20 protein-coding genes are annotated in these 24,235 nt (G+C 43.3%); 7 read left to right on the top strand and 13 right to left on the bottom strand.

Annotated elements, in window-relative coordinates; genetic code table 11:
• Positions 1-4: 4 nt before the first annotated feature.
• Both G9Q97_RS11705 and G9Q97_RS11700 read right to left on the bottom strand, forming a co-directional pair.
• Positions 5-862: a hypothetical protein gene (locus G9Q97_RS11705; RefSeq protein WP_166147026.1), complete on the bottom strand. Its 858-nt coding sequence runs from the start codon at positions 860-862 to the stop codon at positions 5-7.
• 2 nt (positions 863-864) lie between these two features.
• Positions 865-1,461 (bottom strand): DUF4255 domain-containing protein, encoded by a 597-nt coding sequence (locus G9Q97_RS11700; protein ID WP_166147025.1) that lies wholly within the window; start codon positions 1,459-1,461, stop codon positions 865-867.
• Between the two features lie 821 nt (positions 1,462-2,282).
• On the opposite strand from G9Q97_RS11700, the gene kefF reads away from it, so the two are divergent.
• On the top strand, positions 2,283-2,858 hold the full coding sequence (kefF, locus tag G9Q97_RS11695) for a glutathione-regulated potassium-efflux system oxidoreductase KefF (protein WP_166147023.1): 576 nt from the start codon (positions 2,283-2,285) through the stop codon (positions 2,856-2,858).
• A 13-nt stretch (positions 2,859-2,871) separates the two neighbouring features.
• Positions 2,872-4,749, top strand: coding sequence for a monovalent cation:proton antiporter-2 (CPA2) family protein (locus G9Q97_RS11690; RefSeq protein ID WP_166147021.1), 1,878 nt, complete (start codon positions 2,872-2,874; stop codon positions 4,747-4,749).
• A 19-nt stretch (positions 4,750-4,768) separates the two neighbouring features.
• On the opposite strand, the gene G9Q97_RS11685 is transcribed toward G9Q97_RS11690, so the two are convergent.
• The 5 genes from G9Q97_RS11685 to G9Q97_RS11665 form a co-directional block, all read right to left on the bottom strand.
• Positions 4,769-6,442: a DUF6909 family protein gene (locus G9Q97_RS11685; RefSeq protein WP_166147020.1), complete on the bottom strand. Its 1,674-nt coding sequence runs from the start codon at positions 6,440-6,442 to the stop codon at positions 4,769-4,771.
• An 89-nt stretch (positions 6,443-6,531) separates the two neighbouring features.
• Positions 6,532-7,101 carry a peptide-methionine (S)-S-oxide reductase MsrA gene (msrA, locus tag G9Q97_RS11680; protein WP_166147018.1) on the bottom strand — a complete coding sequence of 190 codons (570 nt, stop codon included), beginning with the start codon at positions 7,099-7,101 and terminating at the stop codon, positions 6,532-6,534.
• 10 nt (positions 7,102-7,111) lie between these two features.
• Positions 7,112-7,363, bottom strand: coding sequence for a DUF3253 domain-containing protein (locus tag G9Q97_RS11675; protein ID WP_166147016.1), 252 nt, complete (start codon positions 7,361-7,363; stop codon positions 7,112-7,114).
• Between the two features lies 1 nt (position 7,364).
• Positions 7,365-8,423, bottom strand: coding sequence for a PA0069 family radical SAM protein (locus G9Q97_RS11670; protein ID WP_166147015.1), 1,059 nt, complete (start codon positions 8,421-8,423; stop codon positions 7,365-7,367).
• A 37-nt stretch (positions 8,424-8,460) separates the two neighbouring features.
• On the bottom strand, positions 8,461-9,006 hold the full coding sequence (locus tag G9Q97_RS11665) for a class I SAM-dependent methyltransferase (protein ID WP_166147013.1): 546 nt from the start codon (positions 9,004-9,006) through the stop codon (positions 8,461-8,463).
• A 259-nt stretch (positions 9,007-9,265) separates the two neighbouring features.
• Here G9Q97_RS11665 and G9Q97_RS11660 point away from each other — a divergent pair, with 259 nt between their 5' ends.
• The 5 genes from G9Q97_RS11660 (at position 9,266) to G9Q97_RS11640 (ending at position 16,977) form a co-directional block, all read left to right on the top strand.
• Positions 9,266-10,930: an amidohydrolase family protein gene (locus tag G9Q97_RS11660; protein WP_166147011.1), complete on the top strand. Its 1,665-nt coding sequence runs from the start codon at positions 9,266-9,268 to the stop codon at positions 10,928-10,930.
• Positions 10,930-12,318 carry an amidohydrolase family protein gene (locus G9Q97_RS11655; protein ID WP_166147010.1) on the top strand — a complete coding sequence of 463 codons (1,389 nt, stop codon included), beginning with the start codon at positions 10,930-10,932 and terminating at the stop codon, positions 12,316-12,318. The genes G9Q97_RS11660 and G9Q97_RS11655 overlap by 1 nt, the downstream gene beginning before the upstream one ends.
• Positions 12,319-12,340: 22 nt before the next feature.
• Complete coding sequence (locus tag G9Q97_RS11650) at positions 12,341-13,636, top strand: amidohydrolase family protein (protein WP_166147278.1); 1,296 nt, start codon at positions 12,341-12,343, stop codon at positions 13,634-13,636.
• Positions 13,637-13,698: 62 nt separating this feature from the next.
• Positions 13,699-14,859 (top strand): C40 family peptidase, encoded by a 1,161-nt coding sequence (locus G9Q97_RS11645; RefSeq protein ID WP_166147008.1) that lies wholly within the window; start codon positions 13,699-13,701, stop codon positions 14,857-14,859.
• Positions 14,860-14,871: 12 nt separating this feature from the next.
• Positions 14,872-16,977, top strand: coding sequence for a M28 family peptidase (locus G9Q97_RS11640; protein ID WP_166147006.1), 2,106 nt, complete (start codon positions 14,872-14,874; stop codon positions 16,975-16,977).
• A 216-nt stretch (positions 16,978-17,193) separates the two neighbouring features.
• Here the strand turns inward: G9Q97_RS11640 and G9Q97_RS11635 are convergent, their stop codons facing one another.
• From G9Q97_RS11635 to G9Q97_RS11610, 6 genes are all read right to left on the bottom strand, one after another.
• Positions 17,194-18,387, bottom strand: a complete 1,194-nt coding sequence (locus G9Q97_RS11635; protein ID WP_166147005.1) for a THUMP domain-containing class I SAM-dependent RNA methyltransferase — start codon at positions 18,385-18,387, stop codon at positions 17,194-17,196.
• A gap of 50 nt (positions 18,388-18,437) precedes the next feature.
• Entirely contained in the window at positions 18,438-19,622 is a 1,185-nt protein-coding gene (locus tag G9Q97_RS25220) for an NTP transferase domain-containing protein (RefSeq protein WP_222851977.1), read from the bottom strand.
• Positions 19,606-20,091, bottom strand: a complete 486-nt coding sequence (moaC, locus tag G9Q97_RS11625; protein ID WP_166147003.1) for a cyclic pyranopterin monophosphate synthase MoaC — start codon at positions 20,089-20,091, stop codon at positions 19,606-19,608. The genes G9Q97_RS25220 and moaC overlap by 17 nt, the downstream gene beginning before the upstream one ends.
• Positions 20,092-20,101: 10 nt before the next feature.
• Positions 20,102-21,271, bottom strand: coding sequence for a cysteine desulfurase family protein (locus tag G9Q97_RS11620; protein ID WP_166147001.1), 1,170 nt, complete (start codon positions 21,269-21,271; stop codon positions 20,102-20,104).
• Positions 21,272-21,290: 19 nt separating this feature from the next.
• A complete protein-coding gene (locus G9Q97_RS11615) occupies positions 21,291-22,931 on the bottom strand; it encodes a S8 family peptidase (RefSeq protein ID WP_166146999.1) in 1,641 nt (546 codons plus the stop codon).
• Between the two features lie 148 nt (positions 22,932-23,079).
• Entirely contained in the window at positions 23,080-24,138 is a 1,059-nt protein-coding gene (locus G9Q97_RS11610; protein ID WP_166146997.1) for an acyloxyacyl hydrolase, read from the bottom strand.
• Between the last annotated feature and the right edge of the window lie 97 nt (positions 24,139-24,235).

Raw genomic sequence — 24,235 nt, 5'->3', positions numbered from 1 at the left:
CCTGTTAAATATTAATTTCTGAATAGTAATTGATTCCATCTGATTGAATGTGTTTTACCCCGGGATTGGGGAACCGCAAATGGCTGATTGCTGCCGGATCTGTATCAAAATCCGTCTCTGTGGACAGCTGCACAAATCCATTTTTGGTTAAGGGCTTAGGCTGGTTGGTCTCGGCACCGGTATCACTGGATGCCTGATAATATCGCCAATACGTGCTTCGATTGGCAAAATGCATTTTAAAGACCGTGGGATTTATTTTAAGGGTATTGTTTACATTGATCACATTGAGATTACCAGTTTCCCCCTGCATCCGGATGAGAATAAGACCTGCGGTATCCTTACCTGCTTCTTTTATGCGGTAAGCATCCAGTAACAGTTCAAAGTTTACTGCTGAAAGGAGAAAGCTGTCGGAAAAATATTCTTCGGTAGCTTCCATAGATATGGGCTGAAAGTCCAAGCCTTCCAAGGGGGCAGGATGAAAATTGCTGAAAAACATTTTTTCACCCGATAGAAAATTCATATCGGTATAATTCTCGAAATAAGGATCCCTGTAGCTAATCAGGAAAGCCAGGGTAAGTTCCTGATCCAATGGAATAAAACTATCCTGTGAATCGACCTCCAGTGTGCGCACCATTACCCGCAGGCTTTTGTTGGTATTTTTACTTAGGAGTTGAAATCGCCGGAACTGCCTTTGGGTTTCCCTCGTTGGACTTAATTTGAGAAATTGGTTCCAATCGTATCCGGCCATCATTTTTTCCTGATTTGCCACATTCAGATCCAGGTAGTTTTCTTCCCCGTTATTGAGGTGATACCCGTGCAGGATATTTATGGAAAAAAGGGTGGTATAGTGAGTAGTGAACATGATCAGGGTTTGTTTTTAACATCTGAATGTACACTTTGTATCAAAGGACCTGCTGCCTGATCCAACTCTCTTTCCAAAGGAAGGAGGTTCAGCTGGTACAAGACCGAGGGAAGCTGTTTTCCTCCCAGGGTGCCCCAGATAAAATTAAGCTCTTCGAAAGTAGGCGTATACAGCTCCATGGTAAAGCGAAAATTCCCCACTTGTTGCATGGTATCAAGGTCCCGGTCAAAAACCGTGTTCCCCTGAGTAAACAATTTCTTTCCCTGGAAAAATGAAATGATGGCCGATAAATCCTTCAGGGATTTGCCATAGGCATTTCTGTTGGCAGAAAACAAGAGAAACAAGTGCAGGTGAATGACCCTGTTGCGGTATTGTATCTGATCGTTTCTAACATGGTGGTTGGGTTGGTTTTTCATGGTCCCCTCTTCATGCAGATTTACCAGGCTGAGCACCACCTTGTCCCGCATGGCATCAGCTGCATCTGAAGAACCCTCTGCCAGTGCGATGTTGTCAATGACCAATTGAGAATCCTCCAGGCCTATTTCCTGAAAATAGGCATTTACCTGCTCGCTTAAAATTTGAAAAACCTCAAAAACCATTATTCACTCCAACTAAAAGAATTTAACGAAGCTTCCTTTTGTTTTAAAGTTGGTCCTGTTTCAGAAATAACAAAAGGTTACAGAAGAAAAGATTGTATTTAAAAGCAATTTGCAGACATGCACAAAGAAAATCACCTTAAACCAAATCCAAATACCTGTCATTATAGACAGGTCAAAATAAATATACTGTCACTCCCAAATTTCAAATAAATAAATCGAAAATCCTAACAGGAATTTAAATTTATTAAGTGGAAAAAACAGTATTTACTTTTAATAAGGCTCTCCTAAACCCATTAAATTAGTTAGATGAAAAATTATATTTGGATCATGCAATTTATGGGAGAAGCGTGAAGATTTGGTGGGTGTTAATAAGTTTATGCTGAGATATTTTTTTGTATAAATGAGTCGTTTGGGTCGTAAAATACAGGTTAAAGTCATTTCTAATCGAGGATTTATTGATAGACTTACTGATAATATGGCTTTTATTTGGTGAAGGTCTATCATTCTACCTTAAATAATCAAATTGATCAAATTTTGAATTCTTATTGACTGCAATTTTCTGGCATTCCAGGAATTGGTCCTGCAGTAGATGGCCTGAATCTGTTAGAAGGGTAAAGAAGCACATCGTGTTCTATAGCATAGAGAGTAGGTAACAGTCACTGGATCTGCGGCCTGCCGAGGAGCGTTATACACAACTGGCAGCATCAAGAAAGAAAAAAAGGAGGAAATAATAATAGATTAATTTATTTAATTTTGAAGAATTATTGGCTTAACAATGTAGCGTACTAAACTTTTCCCCACTAGCAAAATTACCCCTTGGTATGAAAAATATTCTGGTCATAATGGCCCATCCCAAATTTGAGCATTCCAGGATAATGAAAGGAATGGTAGACGAAATTCAGGACATGCCTAACGTAACCATACGTGATTTGTATGAGCTGTATCCCGATTTTAATGTACAGGTGCAGGAAGAACAGGAATTACTTCTTTTGGCGGATGTCCTTGTGTGGTTGCACCCTGTTTACTGGTATTCTTCCCCCCCACTCCTGAAACAATGGATCGACCTGGTTTTGGAATTCAATTGGGCTTATGGTCCTCGCGGGACCTATCTAAAGGGGAAAACTGCTTTTAGCGCAATTAGTACAGGAGGAAATGATGCCGCCTATTCTGCTAATGGAAAGCGCGGTCATGGCCTAACCCAATTTTTGCTGCCCTTCAAACAGACCGCTACCTTGTGTGGAATGAACTATTTACCGCCTTTTCATATCGGCGGATCACATGAGCTGGCTGCACAAAAACTAAAGCAGGAAACAGGTTTGTTTAAATCCCTTCTTGAATTTCTTACTCAAAACCGCGATTTTTCCGGTTTGCACCAATTTCCAAAACTCAACCAGTAAAATCCTTAATCATATGGAAAACGGATTTCTATTTCAGGCTATGATTTACCTGTCTGCAGCCATCGTTTGTGTTCCAATTGCAAAAAAATTGGGAATGGGCTCGGTATTGGGCTATTTACTAGCGGGTATGCTCATAGGCCCCTTTGTACTCGGCTTCATAGGAGAAGAAGGTGAAGATATCCTTCACTTTGCGGAGTTTGGTGTGGTAATGATGCTTTTTCTGATTGGACTGGAACTTGAACCAGCAAAACTTTGGAGCATGCGAAAAATGATCAGCAGGGTGGGACTTTCTCAGGTATTGCTGACTACATTCCTTTTTTTCGTAGTTTTACTCGCACTGGGGCAAGATTGGAGGCAGGCGCTTGCAATCAGTTGCTCGCTGGCACTTTCGTCCACAGCCATTGTTTTACAATCTCTGGGAGAAAAAAACCAATTGAATAGTACCGCCGGGCAGAACTCATTTGCCGTATTGTTGATGCAGGATATTGTCGTCATCCCGATTCTTGCACTCCTTCCTCTGCTGGCAGCAAGTGGAGCAATGGTTTCAGAGGAGGCGCTTCATAGCCCCATTTCTCAATTTTCTGCGTTGGTCCAAACGTTATTCGTGTTTGGAGCTGTAATCTTTATCATAATCGCTGGCAAATACTTGCTTGTACCTTTGCTGAGACTCATTGCAAAGACCAGGCTGCGGGAATTATTTGTTGGCTCTGCATTATTGATAATTGTTGGAATCGCCTTTTTAATGGAATTTGTCGGCCTCAGTCCGGCCTTAGGGGCTTTTCTCGGAGGGGTGGTTCTGGCAAATTCGGAATTTAAACATGAATTGGAGAGTGACCTGGAACCTTTCAAAGGATTGTTGCTGGGATTATTTTTTATTGCCGTCGGGGCCTCTATAAACTTTGGGTTGATTCGCGAAAATTTCTTGCTTTTAGTTGCCGCCACGTTGTCTGTCTTGCTATTGAAAAGCATACTACTATTTGGTATCGGCAAGTACAATAAAATGGGCACAGATCAAAACTTAACCTTTTCCCTGGGTTTGAGCCAGGTTGGGGAATTTGCCTTCGTAACCTTTTCATTTGCTACCCAACTATCCATCATCCCTCCTTCTACCACCGAGTTTCTGATGGCCATAACGGCCCTTAGCATGGCATGCACACCTATACTTTTACTGATTCGTGAAAAATGGATTCTTCCGCGGATTGGCACCCGGGAAAAGGCGTCCAGGGAACAAGATTACATGCATGAAAAAAATAAAGTTATTTTAGCCGGGTTTTCGCATTACGGAAGTACTGTAGGTCGCTTTCTAAGAGCCAATGGAATCCAGGCAACCATTCTGGACTTTGATTCGGACCGGGTTGATTTGTTGAGAAAAATGGGATTTGAAGTGTACTATGGCGATGTCACCAGACTAGACTTACTTGAAATGGCCGGAGCAAAGGATGCCAGCATTTTTATTTCTGCAATTGAAGATCCGGAAACCAATCTGAGGCTGGTACGGCTACTCAAGAAACACTTTCCGCATCTTGAGCTTATGATGAGGGCTCAAAACAGGGCCGATGCTTACGAAATGATTGAACTGGACGTAGCGCATATTTACAGGCAACATTTGGAAAGTGCCGTACGAATGGGTAGGGATGTTTTGATCAAACTTGGATTTCGGGCGTTCACCGTTCACCGCCTGGCACAAAATTTCATTAATTACGACGAAGATTCGCTCAAAGAATTGGTTAAAGTTAAGGATGATAAAAATGCATACATTTCAACCATTCGGCGAACCATTTCTATGCAGGAGGACCTTTTGAAGTCTGAATTGCACCGTCGCTTCAGTTTGAATGACCATGCCTGGGACGCTTCTTCGATCAAAGAAGGACTAAAAGAAAACAAAGAATAAGGTAAATCCTAATGGATGGCTACCAGGCTTTCCCTATTTGTTCCAAAATTTTATAGGTAATCAGGTAGGTAGGCCTTACACCTTCCATACCCAGGGCACCAGAGGCCAGTGTACTGCCCGTTTCAAGCGGATTATCCGAAGCATAATAAGCATACATGACCTTCACACTTTTGCGAATACTGTTCCTGATTTTGCTGGCAGATTGAATGGCCTTCTGGTAATGAGCCCCCTCCATTTCCAGTCCGATGGCTTTCCAGGAAGACTCCATAAAATAGCCCAGAACCTCTTTGTTCTGCAGGGAAGTACCTAAAACTGTAATCATGGGGCCCTGGTAAACATTCAATCCAAAGCCCTCGAAGTCTGCTGCATCTAACTCATTTTTAAATGGATAATTGTCCGCAGTCCCCTCAAATACATGGGCGTTGGGTATCATGATATCTCCTTTTTTGCCTTCCAAAATACCTGCTTTTCCCATTATAGCAGTAGAAATGATGTTTAAGGGTACTTTTTGCTGGCCTACCTCATAGGGCTTCAAAAGTTCATCAAAGCATTCATAGGCTTGTTCGCCAAAAGCATAATCCATCACCACCAAAACAGGTCTTTTCTTATCAGACTCCTCCAGTTTGACACCGGGCAATAGGTTAGATGAACTCATTTTTCCAGTATCGATTACCTGCACCCCAATATTGGTACCCGAAGTATCTACCACCTGTATCAAGCCGTTTTTCCGGGCATAATCCAGGATTTCCTTTCCTTTATTGCCTTTGCTATTGACACTGATTTTCATAGCCATGTCTTCGATGGCTTCGTAATCTTTCAATCCCAATGCCTGGTGGCCGTAAATGGTATTCACCACACTGTGCAGGTTTGCACTGATCACATGGATGGGTCGCTCCAGGAGGTTTTGTTCATCCAAAACAGTCTTGATGGCATTTGCCCAGGCTTCTCCATACACATGGTGCCCTACCCTTTCCCTCAGGGTGGCAGAAAAGGAAATTTCCCGGTCATTTCCTTCCAGAGACTCTTCCATGGAGAGCCTGCCCATATGATAAATAATGGAAAAAAGGCTGTTGCTGTTATGTGAACTTTCAAACTTTTGTACGGCGGCAATACATTCCTCAAAAGTCCTTCCGGTAAGGTGAGTCAGGTAGGAACAAGCGGCCTCCCTGTTGAACTCTTCCCCCCTATTTTCTTTATCCACAATCTCCTTCAATTTTTTCCAGTTGAGGTTGATACGGCCTTTTGGGTCGGTACTGTTGGTACGGATCTTTTCAGATTCGATATAGAGAAAGGTAAGATGGGTCAGTATATCATAAATATCGCTTTTGCCCCGGGTCATCTCCACATACATCTGTTCATCGTCCACCCGGTAACAATTTCTTTTTCTTTTTGAAGGAACCAATACCTGGAAACCGGAATCTTCATAGCCCTCTTTGCTGATCAACCGGATGTAACGACACTCCTCGATACCCTGTGGCAATCTTTCCATGACGTAAAGCAAACCCTCAAGCTCCAGCTTTTCAGGATCATTTACCAGCCCATAAATTTCCGGGCTAAGGGTGAGCAGGGCCTGAACCAGAGACTCCCCTGAAACTCCCGTTGGTTTGTAGTTGCCACGCATGAATAAATGCCTCATGGTGATATACAAACGTTCTATGGCAGACCTGGATTCCTGTGCTTTGGTTCGTTTCATGTTTTTGCGTTATTAAAAATTTGACAAAATTACAAAATATAATTCTGTTGAGTAGAAAAATTTAAATTAAAAAAATTGAAGCAGGTTTTTTACTTCAATTTTTCGCTGAATTTCTTCTTAAACTTTTCCACCTTAGGTCGGATCACAAACTGACAATAGGGCTGGCTTCCGTTCAATTCAAAATAATTGGTATGGTAATCTTCTGCCGGATAAAAGTTGGAAAATGGAGTAATTTCGGTCACGATACGACCGTCAAAAACTTTTTCTTTCTCCATGGCAGCTTTCATTTGGGTGGCCTCCTGCTCTTGCTCAGGGGAGTGGTAGAATATGGCTGACCTGTATTGAGGCCCCACATCAGCACCCTGCCTGTTCAGCGTTGTGGGATCATGGCTTGACCAAAAAACTTCCAGTAAATCAGAAAAACCAATCTGCCCCGGATCAAAAATCAAATGCACCACTTCGGCATGACCGGTGGTACCCGTTACAACATCCTTATAAGAAGGGTTTTCAATGTGCCCTCCCGAAAATCCGGACTGAACTACATCAACACCTTTCAATTTTTGAAATACAGCCTCTGTGCACCAGAAACAGCCTGTTCCAAAAGTGGCCACAGCTTTCTTTTCTGGTATTTTAATAGTGGTTTTAGGTAATTCCTGCATAAATTATATATTATTTTATGTTTAGCCTAACAGGCGCTTCAGGCAAATAGTTTTGATCGATCAAATTACCATCCTGACGAATTTCAAGTAAATTCTGATTAAAAAGCCAAATGGCCGCTTCCATCTCTTCCTCCATAAAATGTCGCCAATCATTGGGATAAAGCCAGCGGACCACATCTGAGGGGCAGAAGGAACTGCCCCTTCTCCTTTTGGCCATTTCCATCGTTGCCAAAACCAGTATACCCTGTTTTAAATAATCCATATCAAAAGAGTTTCATTTGGCCATTGCCTTTAAAATGACTCATGTCATATTCCGGCATCCGACCATTTGGATCAATATATTTGTGCACTGCAAGCTTGAAAAGACCAGCAATGGTTTGGGACAATGGCCCTTCGCCCTTTATCCTTCTTCCCCAAGCGGAATCATTTGCCTTTCCCCCATGTAGCTGTTCAATTTGGTGCATCACTTTGTCTTTTCTATCCGGAAAATGCGTTTCCAACCAACCCTCAAATAAATCCTTGATCTGTCCATTAAGCCGGACAACAGTATATCCAGCCTTTTTTGCTCCGGCTTTGCCAGCAGCTTCGATGATTTTAGTCACATCTTCACTGTTGATACCCGGAATGATCGGTGCAACCATGATGCCACAGGGTATGTTTTCAGCTGAAAATTTTTGGATCAGTTTTAATTTGAGCCTGGCTGTAGCCGTACGTGGCTCCAATAATAGCTTCAGGCCCGGGTCCAAATGGTTTATGGAAAAATAAACATGTACAAGCTTGTGCGAAGCAAGCTCCTTAAGGATGTCAATATCCCTATCAATCAGGCTATTCTTTGTGATGACACTAACCGGGTGCCGAAAGGCCAGGCACAATTCCAGTATTTGTCTTGTCAATTTAAATTTTCTTTCAGCAGGCTGATAGCAATCCGTATTACCTGAAAGCATAATGGGATGTGGTTCATAGCCCTTTTGCTCGAATTCCCGCTTCAATTGACTGACAATGTCTTTTTTCACCAATATGTTGCTTTCAAAACCCAAACCGGCATCAAAACCCCAGTACTGGTGACTGTTTCGGGCATAGCAGTAGATACAGCCATGCTCACAGCCCTGATAGGGATTTACACTATAATTCAAAGGCAGGTCAGGGCTGTCATTGAAACTCAGTGCCGTTTTGCTGCTAACGGGAAAAAATTGGGTTGAAGGGTTTTCTTCATATTCGGGAATATCTATTCCTTCCACATGATCCAACACCAGTTTGGACTTTTGATAAATATTGGCCGGTTGTCTGCCGGTTCCCCTACCCTTAAAATCTGCTCCTTTCATTGAGAGCAATTTAGAAAAAATGAACGAATTTTAGGCCTCAGGAATTACAAATTATGATAAAGGCCGGGGGAAAGTTTTTTAGTGTAAAGGCTGTTTTTATATTGCTAAAATAGGAAGCAAATTGAAACCTTAGCAAATAGGAATAGCAGATTTGAATAAAAAAACCACTGGGCTTCAGCATCACACTGCTTTTTTCGTAAATGGCGGTCCTGGATTCCTTTGGGATAAGACTAAAAGGCAATGAGGACAAAAACAGGTCAACAAGATCCCCATTCAAATGCTTGTCCATATTTTCTGCCGAATCACAGATGATTTTAACATTTTTAGAGCCATATCTTCTGTCCAGGTTGCGACAAAAATGTTCACTGATTTCAAATACATACAATATGGCATCCTTATCCATGCGGTCAATGATTCCCTTGGTAATACTGCCATCTCCGCCTCCGAGTTCTACAATTACTTTTGCTCCTTTAAAGTCTGCAAAAGACAACATTTTATTTACCAAAGACCTGGAACTAAAGGTTACTGCACCGGTAGTTTTTATATTTACAAACAACTCTTTAAAAAGCGAACTTTTATTCATTGGTTAACTGGATTAAACTATCTTTTGATACTCAAAGCGGAATTTTCTGTAAATCCGCATAGATTATAAATTTCAAAGTTACTAAAATCAAAGTCATAAAATCATTTTTATTTCAAAAAAGGAAAAAATCATACTCAAAAAAATGGACGGAGAAACGTTAACCATTCCTGTATTGATTCCAGACATTTAAAAAATAAATTTATTTTTTCCATTCTTTATCCTTTATTTTGATTTTTGATTGGATAGAAAAATTCCAGAAATGAGAGCCAACAACCTATTAAGTTCAATTTCTTTTATTTATTTGTGTTTTTTGTTCCCGGCTTTGTTGTTTGGGCAAAGTGACCGAAATGGCGATAGAAGGATTACAGGAACGTACTATATTTCAAACACCACTTTAATCCCTTCTCCCGGAAAAATATTGACCGGGCAACAGCTATTATTTGAAAATGGAATAATCAAAGCACTGGGAAAAAATATCGATATTCCCGCAGAAGCACAGGAAATCAAAGGAGATTCATTGTTGGTGTACCCGGGATTTATCGATGTGGCCAACAAAACCGGTATGGTGGAACCCACGATCCCGGAAAAACCGGATGATTTTGATCCCTCCGAGCCATTGCCCGAAATTGCTGGCATCCACCCTCATTTTTCAGCTGTTGACCATTACCAGGAAAAAAACCCTCACGATCAGGAGTGGCGAAAACTGGGCTTTACCATCGCCCAAAAACTACCCAAAGGAAAAGGAATGCTTCCGGGCAATTCTGCATTGGTTATTTATGGCCATGAAAGCCGAAACAATATCCTTTCCGATAACCAATCCCTTTATTTTAAATTCAGTACGGTGGGCGGTGTTTATCCCAATACAGATTTAGGGGTAATGGCAAAATGGAGAGATTTATTGCAAAATGCCAGGCTTTATGAAACACATGGCGAGATGTACAGCGAGCAATCATCCCTCAGACGCAGGGAAAGTAACCCGGTACTGGATGCCCTGATCCCTGTCATCAATAGAGAAATCCCGGTACTTATTGAAAGCTCAAGCGAATTGGATATCAGAAGGGCATTAAAAATGCAGGAAGAAAACAATTTCGACTTGATAATCACAGGCATCAATGAAGGTGATGCCCTGCTTCCCATCCTCAAAGAAAAAAAGACAAGTGCCGTGCTCACCCTGGATTTGCCAGATGATAAATTCTCTGATCCGACAGAAGGAGAAAAAGGTCCCGATTTTGAAAAAAGGATGGAGCGCACAAAAAATGCTTATCTTAAATCGCTATCGCTGGCAGGGGAATATGAAAAAGCAGGAATTCCTTTTGGCTTTACCACCAAGCACCTTTCCAGGACAGACTTCATAAAAAATATCAGGCTCATGATAGCAAACGGCTTATCCGAAGAAGGCGCACTGGCGGCTTTGACCGTGAATCCCGCAGAAATTTTACAAATTTCAGCTATCGCAGGGACCCTTTCGGAAGGAAAAATGGCCAATATGGTACTGATGTCGGATACCCTTTTCTCTGAGGAAGCCAAGGTTGTCATGGTGATCAGTGATGGCTATCTCTTTGATTATTCAGAGAAAGCACAAAAAATAAAGGATGGAGCTAGTGTATGGGAATATGAAGCGGAAACGGAGGGTAGGAAATCCAAAGGAAAATGGAAATTTACTAAGGAAGACAATAACTGGTCTGGGACCGTTTCCTATGATGATCCCCAGACTGAGGGTGTCAAAACCTCCCCCATTAAAAATGCAGTAATTACTGAGAAATCCCTTGCATTTACCTTTTCCGTCGAAGTAGGAGAAAACGCATTGGAGGTAAAGGTTTCGGGAGAAGTGACTGGAGAGAAATTTTCAGGAAACATGGAAATTAAAGGATATGGAAATTATCAAGTAAAGGCTAAAAAACTGGAAAAACCGGAAATAAAATAATGCAAACAAAGCTAATACTATCCGTTATCAGTACCTTCTGGTTTATTGTGGTTAGCCAGGCTCAGGAGATCAGCAAAGGAAATGTGTTTATTAAAAACGCACATGTTATCACAATCACCAATGGTCTTTTGGAGCATACCGATGTACTTGTGGAAAATGGTATCATCAGCAAAATCGGCTCGGGCCTTAAAGAACCCAAAGGTGTGCCTGTAATAGATGCCAGCGGCCAATTCCTGATGCCGGGGATTATTGATGCCCATTCCCATCTTGCATTGGAGGTCATCAATGAAGCCAGCAGCCCAATTACAGCCGAAGTTAAAATGGAAGATGTGATCGATCCTTTTGATGTGGGAATTTACAGGGCACTTGCAGGAGGCACCACCGTTTCCCATGCCATGCATGGATCTGCCAATGCCATTGGGGGGCAAAACATCACCCTGAAGCACCGCTATGGTACGAGGGATCCTGACCAATTGATCATGAAAGAGGCCCCCAGAACCATCAAGTTTGCCCTTGGGGAAAATCCTATCCGGGTACATGGGAGAGGTAAAAATCTGCAACCCCGGTCCAGAATGGGCGTGGAGGCTGTGATTAGAAATGGGTTTGAAGAAGCTTTACAGTATAAAGCCGACTGGGAAGACTGGAACGCTTCTGATAAGGGGAAAGAAAAACAACAAATTCCTCCTGTTTACAATTCAAGATTAGAAACCCTGGTGGATATTCTGGAAGGTGAAATCATCATCCATTGCCATTCCTACCGGGCCGACGAAATTTACATGCTGATCAAGGTTTGTCAGGAATATGGAATTGACAAGATTGTATTTTCTCATGTGAATGAAGGATTCAAAGTGGCTCCTGAGTTGGCCAAATATACCATGGGTGCGTCCGTTTTTGCAGATTGGTGGGCTTATAAATTCGAAGTTTATTATTCTACCGCTTACAATGCAGCCATTCTTACCAAAAACGGAGTGGTCACTTCCATCAATTCCGATTCTGATGAACTGATCCGCCATCTCTATCATGAGGCAGCGAAAACCCAAAGGTATGGAGGACTCACAGATGATGAAGCCCTGGCTTTGATTACCATCAACCCGGCCAAACAACTGGGTATCGACAAGCTGGTAGGTTCCATAGAAGAGGGCAAGCAAGCAGATCTGGTCCTGTTTGACATGCATCCCTTGTCCATATATGCCATACCGCAAATGACCTGGGTAGATGGTGTCAAATACTTCGACAGGGAAAAAGATGCCTCAGACCAGCGAATAAAGGTAAACCCGGAAGAAACTCTGGAACCCATTTTTCTCCATACAGAACACCACAACTGTATGCGGGATGTGGATTTCTATTTTACAGGATTTGGCAGAAATCTTTTCGGCCACAGTCACTAAGCAATCATTCTATTGACCGATGATGAAAAAAATCATATTTTCTTTATTATTTATTATCTGCCTTTTCAAAGCTGATCTTTTTGCCCAGATTGATGGGGAAGTGGTCAAACCGTATAAAGCAGACTTTCTATTGCAAAATGCCAGGGTAGTTACCGTTACACAAGGCATTTTGGAGGATACAGACTTGTTGATTAAAGATGGAAAGATAGCTGCCATCGGTCAAAACTTAGCTCCTCAAAATTATACCCTTGTTGACTGTAGTGGTAAATCTGTCTATCCCGGTTTTATTGATAGCGGTACCAGCCTGGGACTGGTAGAGGTCAACTCCCTTCCGGAAACACAGGATTTTATGGAATTGGGCAAACTGACGCCTCAAATGCAGGCCCTCACGGCAGTCAATCCCAATGCAGTAGCCATACCCGTTACCCGGGTCAGTGGCGTTACTACGGTATTGACCCAGCCGAGAGGCGGGTACTTTCCCGGAACGGCTGCCCTGATTCAGCTTAATGGCTATACCCCGGATCAAATGGATGCCGGTTTTAGGGCCGTGATCATGAATTTTCCTTCTGCCGCCAAATCCGGGGATTATGATAGCAGATCGGAAGAGACCATTCAAAAAGAAGCTCAAAAAAAACGTGATGAAATTGATGAGATTTGGAAAAAAGCAGCCAACTACCTTTCCATCAAGGAAAAAGGCGGGCAACTGAATTACTATCCCGAAATGGAACAACTTTCCAGGGTACTGAAAAAGGAATTACCGCTGTTCATTGAGGTCAATGCCGCTAAAGACATCATTGCTGCACTCGAATGGGTGAAAGAGAAGAACCTGGAGGTGGTTTTGACAGGGGTAGCAGAAGGTTGGAAAGTGGCAGAAAAACTGGCAGCGTCTAAAATTCCGGTGATTACAGGTCCGGTACTTACCCTACCCACCAGGGCTTCTGACAAGTATGATGTGGCCTACACCAATGCAGCCGCACTGCACAAAGCAGGCGTCAAGCTGGCTTTAAGAACACAGGATACGGAAAATGTCCGGAACCTTCCTTTCCATGCCGGCTTTGCGGCAGCATATGGACTGGGAGTGGAAGCCGCGCTCAAGTCCATTACCATAAATGCTGCTGAAATATTCAAAGTAGACGATAGGCTGGGATCCCTTGAAGTAGGTAAAAATGCCACCTTGTTCATAGCTGATGGAGATCCCTTCGAGCCTAAAACCCAGGTGGAACAGGTTTTTATCAATGGATACCGCATACCAATGACCAACCGACATATCCGGTTATATCAGGAATTTCTGGATAGAGAAATGAAACCTGCAGAATAAAGCCTAATTTTCCTGAATTAGTACTTTCTTCATACATTAGGGTGAAAATTTAATTGTTATTCATGAAACAAACATTCTATTTCTGCATACTACTTTTATTTTGGATTACAGCTTGTAAAAATAACGGGGAAGAAACCCTTGCCAGGGAGATGCTGGAGGACATACAAAGCAACTACGCTCCGGATAAAAGAGTTGCTCTTTTCGACGTTAGCTGGAAAGATGGCGTTTTGATCGGAGAAACCAACGTTAAAGAAGCCCATCAGGAATTATTGGAGAAATTGAACACAGAGGGTATTTCTTATACAGATAGTGTAAAGCTTTTACCGGATCCTGCGCTGGGAGATTTAAACATGGCATTGGTAACCAATTCGGTAGCCAATATTCGGAGCGAGCCCAGGCATTCAGCAGAATTGGCCACGCAGGCTCTTATGGGCACTCCATTGAATGTATTAAAAGCCTCCGGGAGTTGGTACCTTGTACAAACGCCAGACGGTTACCTTTCCTGGGTAGATGCTGCTGCCATTGTCAGGCTAAATCAGGAATCGCTGAACCTATGGATGGAAAAAGATAAAGTAGTCGTTACCGAAATGATTGCGAATATCTATGCAGACGAAAGCACTTCGGACATCGTCAGCGATATTACTGCAGGTAATGTGCTGGAGTTGATCGAAATTTCTCAGACTGGCTATAGTGTAGCCTTGCCAGACAACCGTAGAGGATTCATTTCCCTGGAAAAGGCGGTCCCCTATGAAAGGTGGAAAAACAGCCGCAGTACAGATGATCAATCCCTGATCCAGACAGCCCGGTTAATGATGGGGTCACCCTATCTCTGGGGAGGAACATCCCCCAAGGGCATGGATTGTAGCGGCTTTACCAAAACCATCTATTTCCTGAATGGCATGGTGATACCCAGAGACGCATCCCAACAAATAAATGAAGGGGAGTTGGTGGATTCGGACAAAAACTGGGAAAACCTGGAGGTGGGTGACTTGCTGTTTTTTGGTGTCCCGGCCACAGCAGAAAGTAAAGAAAGAGTGGTACATGTGGGCATGTGGATTGGAGACAATCAATTTATTCATTCCAGAGGGCGGGTGAGGATCAGCAGTTTTGATCCCGATGATGAAAATTATGATGCCTATGAATTAAACCGCTACCTTCGAACCAAGAGGATTCGCAATAAACCCAGCGAACACATCCTTTCCGTCGATCAAGTCCTACAATAAAATCAAACAATAATGAAAAAGTATTTCCTGGCTTGTACCTTTTTGCTCCTGGCTGGCTTTGGTTTTTGTCAAAACAAATTAGACGGGTTTTCCAGGGAAGAATCCGAAAAACAAGAGGCATTAGAAGAGCTCTTTTTGGAAACAGTAGATTTTTCAAGCTTTAAAAAACACTTGCAAACCATCACCAAACATCCACACATTGCAGGCAGCCCGGAAAATAATGCAGTGGGAGATTACCTGCTGACCGTAATGCAAGAAGCAGGATGGGATAGCCGGAAATATCCATATGATGTTTACATGCCTAAGGATCCCGGGATTTCGTTGGTAGAAATCATTACCCCTAAACGGCAGCCCCTGAACCAAATGGAAGATATTCAGGAAGCCGATGCTTTTAGCGAACATTCCGGTTTAAAAAAGGGTTGGAATGCCTTCTCGGGTTCAGGAGATGTAAGCGGGGAAGTAGTTTATGCCAATTATGGAACCAAAGCGGATTTTGAGGAATTAGAGACGTTAGGGGTTGATTTGAGCGGAAAAATCGTAATTGCCAGGTATGGTGGGAATTTCAGGGGGTTTAAGGCCAAATTCGCAGCAGCTCATGGTGCTGCCGGTTTATTGATCTATACTGACCCAAAAGACAATGGTTTTACCAAGGGCCTGGTGTTTCCCGAAGGTCCCTATTACAATGAAAGTGCCATACAACGGGGCTCCTTGTTGACCGAAAGCTTTACAGGAGACCCCCTGACTCCCTTCGAACCTGCCCTGCCACTGGATGGTAAAAAGCGTATCGCCAGACTAGACCCGGAAGAGACCCAATTGCACAGTATTCCCGTTACCCCTATCCCCTATGCCTCAGCAGAGAAAATCCTGAGCCAAATGCAGGGAACACCGGTACCGGCAGCCTGGCAGGGTGGCTTGCCCTTCACTTACCGGGTGGAAGGCGGACCAAAGCTCACCGTAAGGGTAAAGGTAGAGCAGCCCATAGATTTCGTTCGGATCAATAACGTGGTGGGTACCCTTAAAGGCAGTACCTATCCGGATGAATGGGTCATTCTCGGCTGCCATTACGATGCATGGGCATTTGGGGCCACAGACCCAAATAGTGGTACTTCCATGCTTCTTACCCTAAGCCAGGCACTGGGCAAGCTCGCAGAGCAGGGAAAAAAACCCAAGCGCTCCATCCTTATTGCCCACTGGGACGGTGAAGAACATGGTGTCATCGGTTCCACCGAATGGGTGGAGGAGTTGAAGGATGAATTGGGTGCGAAAGCGGTTGCTTATTTGAATTTTGATGGCGGAGTTTCAGGGAAAAACATCGGTGGAGCAGCCGCACCAAGTCTGAAAAAAACCATGACGGAGGCGGCCAAAAAAGTGGACTACCCTTACTCAGATGAAACAGTTTTTGAATTCTGGGCAAAAGACAATCCAACCCCCTCCATTGGAAACCTGGGCGGCGGTTCAGACCACATTGCTTTTTACATGCATGTTGGAATCCCTTCGCTTAGCGGAGGAGCAGGGGGCCCGACCTTGTACCATACCAACTACGATGATTTCTATTTTTACGAAAAATTTGCCGATCCCGGGTTCCAAATGGGTGGAACCGTTGCCCAATGGGCTGGTATCATGGCCCTGAGACTGGCCAATGCACCTATCATCCCCTACCAGGTACCGCGATACGCAGAAGACCTGAGTCAGCATCTGGCAACTGTCACTACAGAAATTCAAAAATACGATGAGGATTTTCTAGGGTTTACAGCAAGCCTAAAAATGCTGGAAGAGCTTAAAGCAGCAGCTGAAGAAATGGACAGCCTCGTAAACCAGGCATTGGAAAAAGATGCCTTGAGCTCAAAGGAAATATCCTCCGTAAACAAGGCCCTAATCAGCCTTGAAAAAAGTTTTATCCTGGAGGAGGGCATGCCTTTTGGGAGTTGGTACAAGTCGCTTTATGCATCCAATGATCCCTTCAGTGGCTATGCTTCCTGGATATTACCTGCTATTCAATTTGAAATTTCCAATCAATCAACAGCAAATTTGGAACAATGGGATCAAAAATACGAAGCAGCTTTGCAACAACTTACCAAAGTTATTCAGGGTATAAGTAAAGGTTTAAAAAAAGGGTAAAATTATCAGCAAGTGCTGAAAATGCAAGAAAACCATTCCCCATCTTTCTGCTGAGAAGCGCAGGGAATGATTTTGTGCGCAGGACATACTATAAGACCCTAACAGACAGGGTTTATGCATGTTTCCTGTTTATTCCGAATAGAGAAATATCGAATGTACTTTGATACTCTAAAAGTCATTGAAAATCCTAACCCTTTTACCTCTTCTAATTTTCCATTATTTCGGGACATCAACGGAAGAAGCCTTTCCCGGCTGCCTGCTACCTTTGTACAACTCAAATACCAGAAGCCGGCAATCTATGGTCCCATTGTAAAAGGGGATCCTACGCTTCGGCTTTAATCCTATTCTTTTGCCCAAATCCAGGTTTCCGGTAAACACCAGACCGGTATAACCTGCACAGCGCTGTTTCATAAAATCACCAATCTCCCGGTAAGTCGTTTCCAGGCTTTCTTCCTCGCCAAGCCTTTCTCCATATTCCGGATTAAAAAACAAGGATCCCTTATCTGTTTCTGGTATGCTGGCATCTCTGAAATCACAGGTTTCAAACTGAATTAAATCTTCCACTCCTGCTGCCTTTGCATTGGCTCTGCTGGCATTAATCGCCCGTTCGCTGATATCAGAGGCAATGAATACCAATTCCGGCCTGTCCTTGATTTTGGCCTGCAATTTCTTTTTTAAATCATAATAGACCCCGGCATCATAGCCCTTGATATACATCATCGCATAATCATCCCTGAACAAACCTGGAAACCGATCCGTAGCCATCATGACTGCCTCTATGACAACGGTACCTGCTCCACACATAGGATTAATAAAGGGACTTTTCCTGTCCCAACCAGAGGCAATCAGCGTTGCCGCCGCCAGGGACTCCATCATGGGCGCTGTGCCGGGAATTTTCCGGTATCCGTGCTTGATCAGGGTATCTCCACTGGTGTTGATATACAAGCTGGCTTCATCCCCTTTCCAGAAAAACTGAAATACAGCTTCATTGAGTACAGAGCCGGAATCAGGCCTGACTCCAAATTTTTCCCGGAACCGGTCTGCAATGGCATCTTTGATTTTAACATTGACAAATAGTGGATTATCCACCGATTCATGCCGTACATTGCTGATTACAGAAAAATATCCATCAGGATCAATATAATCTTCCCAAGGAAGCTCTTTTACAATAGGATACAGGTTTGAAATGTGGTCCAGGGGAAAACTATCAATTTCGTATAAGACATGACTTGCCGTTCTCAGGTGCATGTTTAAAAAAAGGCAATCATACAAACTGCCCTTTAATTCCACATGCGTTCGGTAAACTCCCTCAGGTTCAAAACCCAACTCAATTAATTCCGATTCCAAAAAAGGGGCATTTCTATCATAACAGGTAATTACCAATCTACCTGTCTGGTTAAAATCTATCATGGCACAAATATACCTGAAATTTTTGGCTTTGGGGTCAATGAAATACAGGACTAGATTTTGGGGTTTTTACTTTTCAGTACCGTCATGGCCGCTTCGTGATCTTCGGGGTAATTGATGTTTTGAAACTCTGAAGTATCCGGTGCCTCAAGTAATTCAATAGCCGAATTGATCAGCACCTTACGCGGACAACTGTATCCCTGACTTAAAAATCGGTACATTACCGGGTAGGCACGTGGTTCCCAAAGCGTAACCAATGGCTCAGGAAATTCCCCTTTCGGATCCAAAAATGCGGTGGCCAATTTGGACGGATTTCTGTGCGCTATCAAATATTGAATGGTTTTTTCGGACAAAAAAGGCAGATCACAAGCCACTGTGAGCCATGCTTTATCGGGATCTTTCATAAAAGCCGAAAGCAATCCTCCAAAAGGACCCAAATGTAAAACCGTATCCGTTACCAGAGGATAGGAATTTTGAAATTCTCCAGCCTGGTCCGGATTACAGGAAAGGTAAACAGCATCACAAAAAGGGGCAAGTAAATCCATCATGTAGTCCTTTTGACTTTTGCCATGATAGGCCAGCTTGTATTTGTCCCTGCCCATTCTGGTACTTTTACCACCCACCAATACCAGGCCGTTTACTTTTGGCCTGTTATTAATGATAAAATCCTTTACAAATCCTGCCAATCTATCTGTCTCCTGGATTCCAAAAACGGGAATTTCTTTCCAATTAGGCAAATGCTCCCTAACCACTTCAGGTATTTCACTTACTCCCTCTTTCAAAAGAATAAGGCTTACCTGGGTTAATTTGGATAATTTTTTATCCAAAGGTTTTTTGGGATCTATGACCAGTACCTGGTGAGTAGCCTTGAAATGGTTGGCATTGATCAACACCAAATCCTGTCTGTTGAGCCATTCTCTTTGCTCAAAAACAGAGGTTTCTTCCAACCGCATGTCCAATCTTTTGAAAACAATTTTGTCCCTCATTTCCATGAACTCGGGATATTGCATCAGACTATCGGGATCTCCTGCTCCGGCCAATAACTGGTCTCCCTCCTGATGGTCCGCATCTACATAAGCCAAACCAAAATCAAGGGAAAGCTTATGGATAATATCCCTTGCCATTTCCTGTATCAGCTTACAGGAAGTTCCTAAAAATCCCAGCTCAAGCCTGCCAAAATCTCCAAATTGCGCTTTGGCAAGCTTGGCATGTTTTTGATGTTTATCTTTTGAAATCACGTTTTCCTCCCGTTTTTTCTTCTAATCTGATCTCTTTAACCCTAATGTCATGCGAGAAACCTTTGCACATATCATAAATGGTCAGCGCTGCCACGGAAACACCGGTCATGGCTTCCATTTCCACCCCAGTCTTGCCAAATACACTCACACTACATTGAACGATTACTTCTGATTCATTGTACACATCAATGCTTACCTTACAATCATCCAATCCGATTGGATGACAAAGTGGAATCAGGTTGGAAGTTTGTTTGGCACCCATGGTACCGGCAATAATGGCCGTTTGAAAAACAGGGCCTTTTTTGGTCATCAGGTCAGCTGATGCTGTCAGCTCCCGCATGATTTCTTCTCCCAAAACCACCCGGCAGGAAGCCCTGGCTGTTCTTTGGCTGGGTTGTTTTTCTCCCACATCCACCATATTGGGATTTCCGGTTTTTTTATCCAGATGGGAAAAGTTTTTTTCTGACATGGCTATTTCATTAACTATAGGACACTGATGATTGCTTCAAATCCCTGTGCACTTCTCTAACCCAATCAATGGCATGCGCAATGTCTTCACTGTTGGTAGATTTTCCCAGGGAAAACCGCAAAGTAGCCATTGCTGTTTCAGCATCCAAACCCATTGAAGTAAGCACGTGCGAAGGTTTGTCGGTAATACTGCTACAGGCTGCACCTGAACTCACTGCAAGGCCCTTGTTAATCCGGAGCAGAAAAGGCTTGCCGGGAATGCCTTTAAAAGAAATATTGCTTACATGTGGCAGCCTGTTTTTCCTGGACCCATTGACTTCGGACCCCGAAATTTGCAGCAGTCCTTCTTCCAATTCATCCCTCAAAGCAGAAAGGCGGAGTGCATCTTCCTGAAATTCATTCAAGGCCAACTCCGCAGCTTTTCCCAAACCTACAATGCCCGGGACGTTAAGGGTACCACTCCTTCTTCCGGTCTCCTGCCCTCCTCCTGTTATCTGTGGTTCCAGTGCAATATGTGGCTGAGACTTTCGCAGATACAAAGCGCCCACTCCCTTGGGACCATACATTTTATGCGCGGACAAGGCCATCAGGTCAATGCCTGCCTCCCTGACGTCCACTGGAATTTTACCTACAGCCTGCACCCCGTCCGTAAAAAAAAGCACCTCATTCTGTTTGGCCATAGCGGCCATTTCACCAACAGGTAACACGAGCCCGGTTTCATTATTGGCAAACATGGCAGCAAGCAATATGGTGGTTTTTCTGAAAGTTTTTTTCAGCAATTCCTGAGATACCAAACCGTCCTCATTCACCGGCAAATAGCTGATCTCAAAACCCTGCTTTGAAAGTGATTTCATGGTATCCAGAACGGCACTATGTTCGGTCTCTAGGGTAATAAGGTGGTTTCCTTTGGCTTTATTTGCCCATGCCACACCCCTGATGGCCAGGTTAATGGCTTCTGTTGCTCCACTCGTAAATACAATTTCTTTTGCCTGAGCACCTATCAATTCGGCAACCTGCTCCCTGGCCATTTCCACAGCTTCCTCTGCCATCCATCCGTATGGATGGTGACTACTGGATGCATTGCCAAAATGAGTCCCAAAATAGGGCATCATTGCTTCCAGCACCGTAGGGTGGCAGGGAGTGGTGGCGTTGTGATCCAAATAGGTGGGATAGGATTTCATTTATTGAAGAATAGGTTTATTACTTCTCCATGCTTTCTGCCATTTGAACAGCCTGATAAGCATTGACCAAACCTCCCGTATCACTGAGCTCATCAAAGCGAGTGGTCTTTTCTTCTCCGGGGAGGTTTACTTCCACTATTTCAGGTTTGTAAACTGAACTTCTTAATATTGACCTGACTTCTTTGGCTTTCAAATCCGGATAATAGGCCAGCAATAAGGCAGCCACTCCGGAAACTGTGGGAGCAGCCATGCTTGTGCCGCTGTTGGATTTGTATTCAGAACCGGGAACGGTAGAATAAATATCCACACCCGGAGCGAACAAATCAACCCGTTTCTTACTGAAATTAGAAAAATCGGCAGGCAGGTTCTCCCCATCCAGGGAAGATGAGGCTCCTACTTCCAACCAGGAGTTGGATTCTCCTCTCCTCTCATACCAGCGGTTGGGAAAATTATTATCGGGATTGATCTCTTTGGAACTGTTGCCGGCCGCATGGATCAGCAATACTCCTTTTCTGGCAGCATATTTTACTGATTTATCTACCTGTTTTTTCCCGGGAGAATAAGATTTACCAAAACTCATGTTGATGATATGGGCACCATTGTCCACAGCATAACGGATGGCATTGGCGATGTCTTTATCTCTTTCGTCCCCATTGGGCACTGCTCTAATAGGCATGATCAACACATGCTCAGCTATCCCATCCACACCAATGTTATTGCCTCTGTTGGCTGCTATGATACCGGCCACATGTGTACCATGTGATGGGTCTGGACCTGTGGGGTCATTGTTGCCATAATATTTTTCCTTATAATCATCGGGGTCATCACCGACTATATCCCTTGGATCAAAATCAGTATTGTAAGCATATTCGGCTTGAACTTTATAATGTTCAACTGCCTCTTCTAACATTCCCAGAATTTCATTGATTCCAGGATCCTGCATGTTTACCATGGAAAACAATTGATTCATCATGTCCACTGCAGTTGCTACTTTCTCGTCCGAGGTGTCAAAATCTTTCAGGTCAGCTTTTCGAAAATTATCCAATTCAAATTTCTCTTTGAGCAATTCTGCCATCCCGGAAAAGCCCTTCATCATATTGGAATACATGTTAAAGTTCATTTCAGCTTCTTTCTGGCTCTCCTCAAAATTGGCTTTCACCCGATTCCAGTAGGCAAATTCTTCCCTGTCTCTTCTTTTTACCTCATCCTGCTCCATTTCTCCGTATTTTGCCTTTAGCCTGACGAATTCACGGGTCAATTCATGAGAATCTGCATCCACATGGCTTCCATCAGGTCCACCGATGAAATTCCACCCGTTTACATCGTCCACGTAACCATTCCCATCGTCATCAATACCATTTCCAGGGATTTCTCCTTTATTTACCCAGATTTTTCCTTCCAGGTCCTCATGCTCCAGATCAATTCCGGAATCAATCACTGCAACTACTACCGTCTGTTTGGGTGATTTATTTTTTAAGATCAGGTCATAAGCTTTTTCTGCACCGGTTCCCATAAATCCATCTTCCAATGGATCAAGTAAAAACCAGTTATCCGGTGTTTTGATACTGTCACTTTCCACGACAAATCCAAAGGACGTGCCGACAAAAAAGAAGATACCCATAAACAGGGTATAAAAATAATGTTTAAGATGTATTTTCATAAGATGGATACTAACAATTGTCGAATTTTTTATGATGTATGGTAAAACCCATTTGTATAACGGATGAAAGTTATTAAAGATCTGAATCGGATCAAATTTCAAAAATTTTTTTGGTTGGAATTCACTTTGTACGGTAAACACATTCGTTTTAAAACAACCATCCTGCCCTGAAACCGATGTTTTCAGCGACATGGCCATGAACTTTCATGTCTGCCCCAAATCGAAACCCGGTCTCAAACTGATAAGATAAAGAATACCGCTGGTAAAACAGCTTGCCTTCCTGATATCCATCAGGCTTGCTGAGATAATAGGCCATGCGTTGGCTAAAATCCATTTTCCCAAAAGTCAGGTGATGGGAAATAAATAGGGCCGGAAGAAAACCGAATCCCTGCCCGGAGCTGCGTAGTGACTGATCCCAGGTACTTTCCAGTCCTATACCGAGATTATTGATCCGGGAAATTCCATACATCAGATCGGCTGTAATACCAATTGCAGGAAGTCTTCCAGAACCAGCGGGGTTATCCCTGAAAGTGCCAAAACCTTCCAGAATAAAATAGCTGCGGGATTCAAATGGGGGTTTTTCAAACTCTGGAAAATCATCAGCTGAAAGCCAATAAGTTAGGCCAAGTCCAAAACCCGGAAAATTCATACCTCGGTTGGGTTGCCGCTGGCCGCCATTGGATATATGGTTATAGTTGAAGCCGGCATTTACCGACCAATTTTCATTCAGCTGGAAGTTCACCTTGGGGCTTACAGATAATAAAAAGCTTATTGGACTGCTAAAGAAGGTGTTTTGGGGATTGGTGTTGGCATCAAAAACCCGGGTTAGGTGGGTGACGCCCATAGCTCCCCTTAGGCTGATTTGCCAATCTTTTCGCCTCCATAAAATGGGTTCAAAATATCCGGATAAAAAATAGGCATTTCCCAAAACTGTGGGATGATTAAAATTGGTATAACCAATGGTGCCACCCCAGTAATAGAAACAATTGCAATTCTCCCAGGCAGTTTTATTCATTGGAAGATATTCCCAATTGAATTGAAATCCCTGCGGATGGCTTTGAGATATAGGAACCAACTCCGCTGAGTGCGGAATGATCCAAGCCCTTTGCCCATCCAGTCCAATTCGGGAAAGCCCCTGAGAAAAGGCTTCCATGTTTAAAAAAAGCCAAATCAGGCTTGTCAGCATAAGGTATAGATACTTTACCATCAATTTATCTCACTGAATTCCTGTGATTTTGTTTCAATAAAAGAAAAAATCGCAGGGATCTATTGGAAAATATACCAATCTAAGCTTATTTTGCAGC

Source organism: Cyclobacterium plantarum, assembly GCF_011290685.1.
Classification (GTDB): Bacteria; Bacteroidota; Bacteroidia; order Cytophagales; family Cyclobacteriaceae; genus Cyclobacterium; species Cyclobacterium plantarum.
Note: the sequence above shows the minus strand (reverse complement) of the source record. Positions and strands in the feature narration are given on the sequence as shown.

Excerpts from the sequence above, each read along its gene's own strand:
- G9Q97_RS11685 (WP_166147020.1), bottom strand. The coding sequence starts at position 6,442 with ATGAAACGAACCAAAGCACAGGAATCCAGGTCTGCCATAGAACGTTTG.
- G9Q97_RS11670 (WP_166147015.1), bottom strand. The coding sequence starts at position 8,423 with ATGAAAGGAGCAGATTTTAAGGGTAGGGGAACCGGCAGACAACCGGCC.
- G9Q97_RS11640 (WP_166147006.1), top strand. The coding sequence starts at position 14,872 with ATGAAAAAGTATTTCCTGGCTTGTACCTTTTTGCTCCTGGCTGGCTTT.
- moaC (WP_166147003.1), bottom strand. The coding sequence starts at position 20,091 with ATGTCAGAAAAAAACTTTTCCCATCTGGATAAAAAAACCGGAAATCCC.
- G9Q97_RS11615 (WP_166146999.1), bottom strand. The coding sequence starts at position 22,931 with ATGAAAATACATCTTAAACATTATTTTTATACCCTGTTTATGGGTATC.
- G9Q97_RS11660 (WP_166147011.1), top strand. The coding sequence starts at position 9,266 with ATGAGAGCCAACAACCTATTAAGTTCAATTTCTTTTATTTATTTGTGT.
- kefF (WP_166147023.1), top strand. The coding sequence starts at position 2,283 with ATGAAAAATATTCTGGTCATAATGGCCCATCCCAAATTTGAGCATTCC.
- msrA (WP_166147018.1), bottom strand. The coding sequence starts at position 7,101 with ATGCAGGAATTACCTAAAACCACTATTAAAATACCAGAAAAGAAAGCT.
- G9Q97_RS11655 (WP_166147010.1), top strand. The coding sequence starts at position 10,930 with ATGCAAACAAAGCTAATACTATCCGTTATCAGTACCTTCTGGTTTATT.
- G9Q97_RS11650 (WP_166147278.1), top strand. The coding sequence starts at position 12,341 with ATGAAAAAAATCATATTTTCTTTATTATTTATTATCTGCCTTTTCAAA.
- G9Q97_RS11665 (WP_166147013.1), bottom strand. The coding sequence starts at position 9,006 with ATGAATAAAAGTTCGCTTTTTAAAGAGTTGTTTGTAAATATAAAAACT.
- G9Q97_RS11620 (WP_166147001.1), bottom strand. The coding sequence starts at position 21,271 with ATGAAATCCTATCCCACCTATTTGGATCACAACGCCACCACTCCCTGC.
- G9Q97_RS11690 (WP_166147021.1), top strand. The coding sequence starts at position 2,872 with ATGGAAAACGGATTTCTATTTCAGGCTATGATTTACCTGTCTGCAGCC.
- G9Q97_RS11610 (WP_166146997.1), bottom strand. The coding sequence starts at position 24,138 with ATGGTAAAGTATCTATACCTTATGCTGACAAGCCTGATTTGGCTTTTT.
- G9Q97_RS11635 (WP_166147005.1), bottom strand. The coding sequence starts at position 18,387 with ATGATAGATTTTAACCAGACAGGTAGATTGGTAATTACCTGTTATGAT.
- G9Q97_RS11705 (WP_166147026.1), bottom strand. The coding sequence starts at position 862 with ATGTTCACTACTCACTATACCACCCTTTTTTCCATAAATATCCTGCAC.
- G9Q97_RS11645 (WP_166147008.1), top strand. The coding sequence starts at position 13,699 with ATGAAACAAACATTCTATTTCTGCATACTACTTTTATTTTGGATTACA.
- G9Q97_RS11675 (WP_166147016.1), bottom strand. The coding sequence starts at position 7,363 with ATGGATTATTTAAAACAGGGTATACTGGTTTTGGCAACGATGGAAATG.
- G9Q97_RS11700 (WP_166147025.1), bottom strand. The coding sequence starts at position 1,461 with ATGGTTTTTGAGGTTTTTCAAATTTTAAGCGAGCAGGTAAATGCCTAT.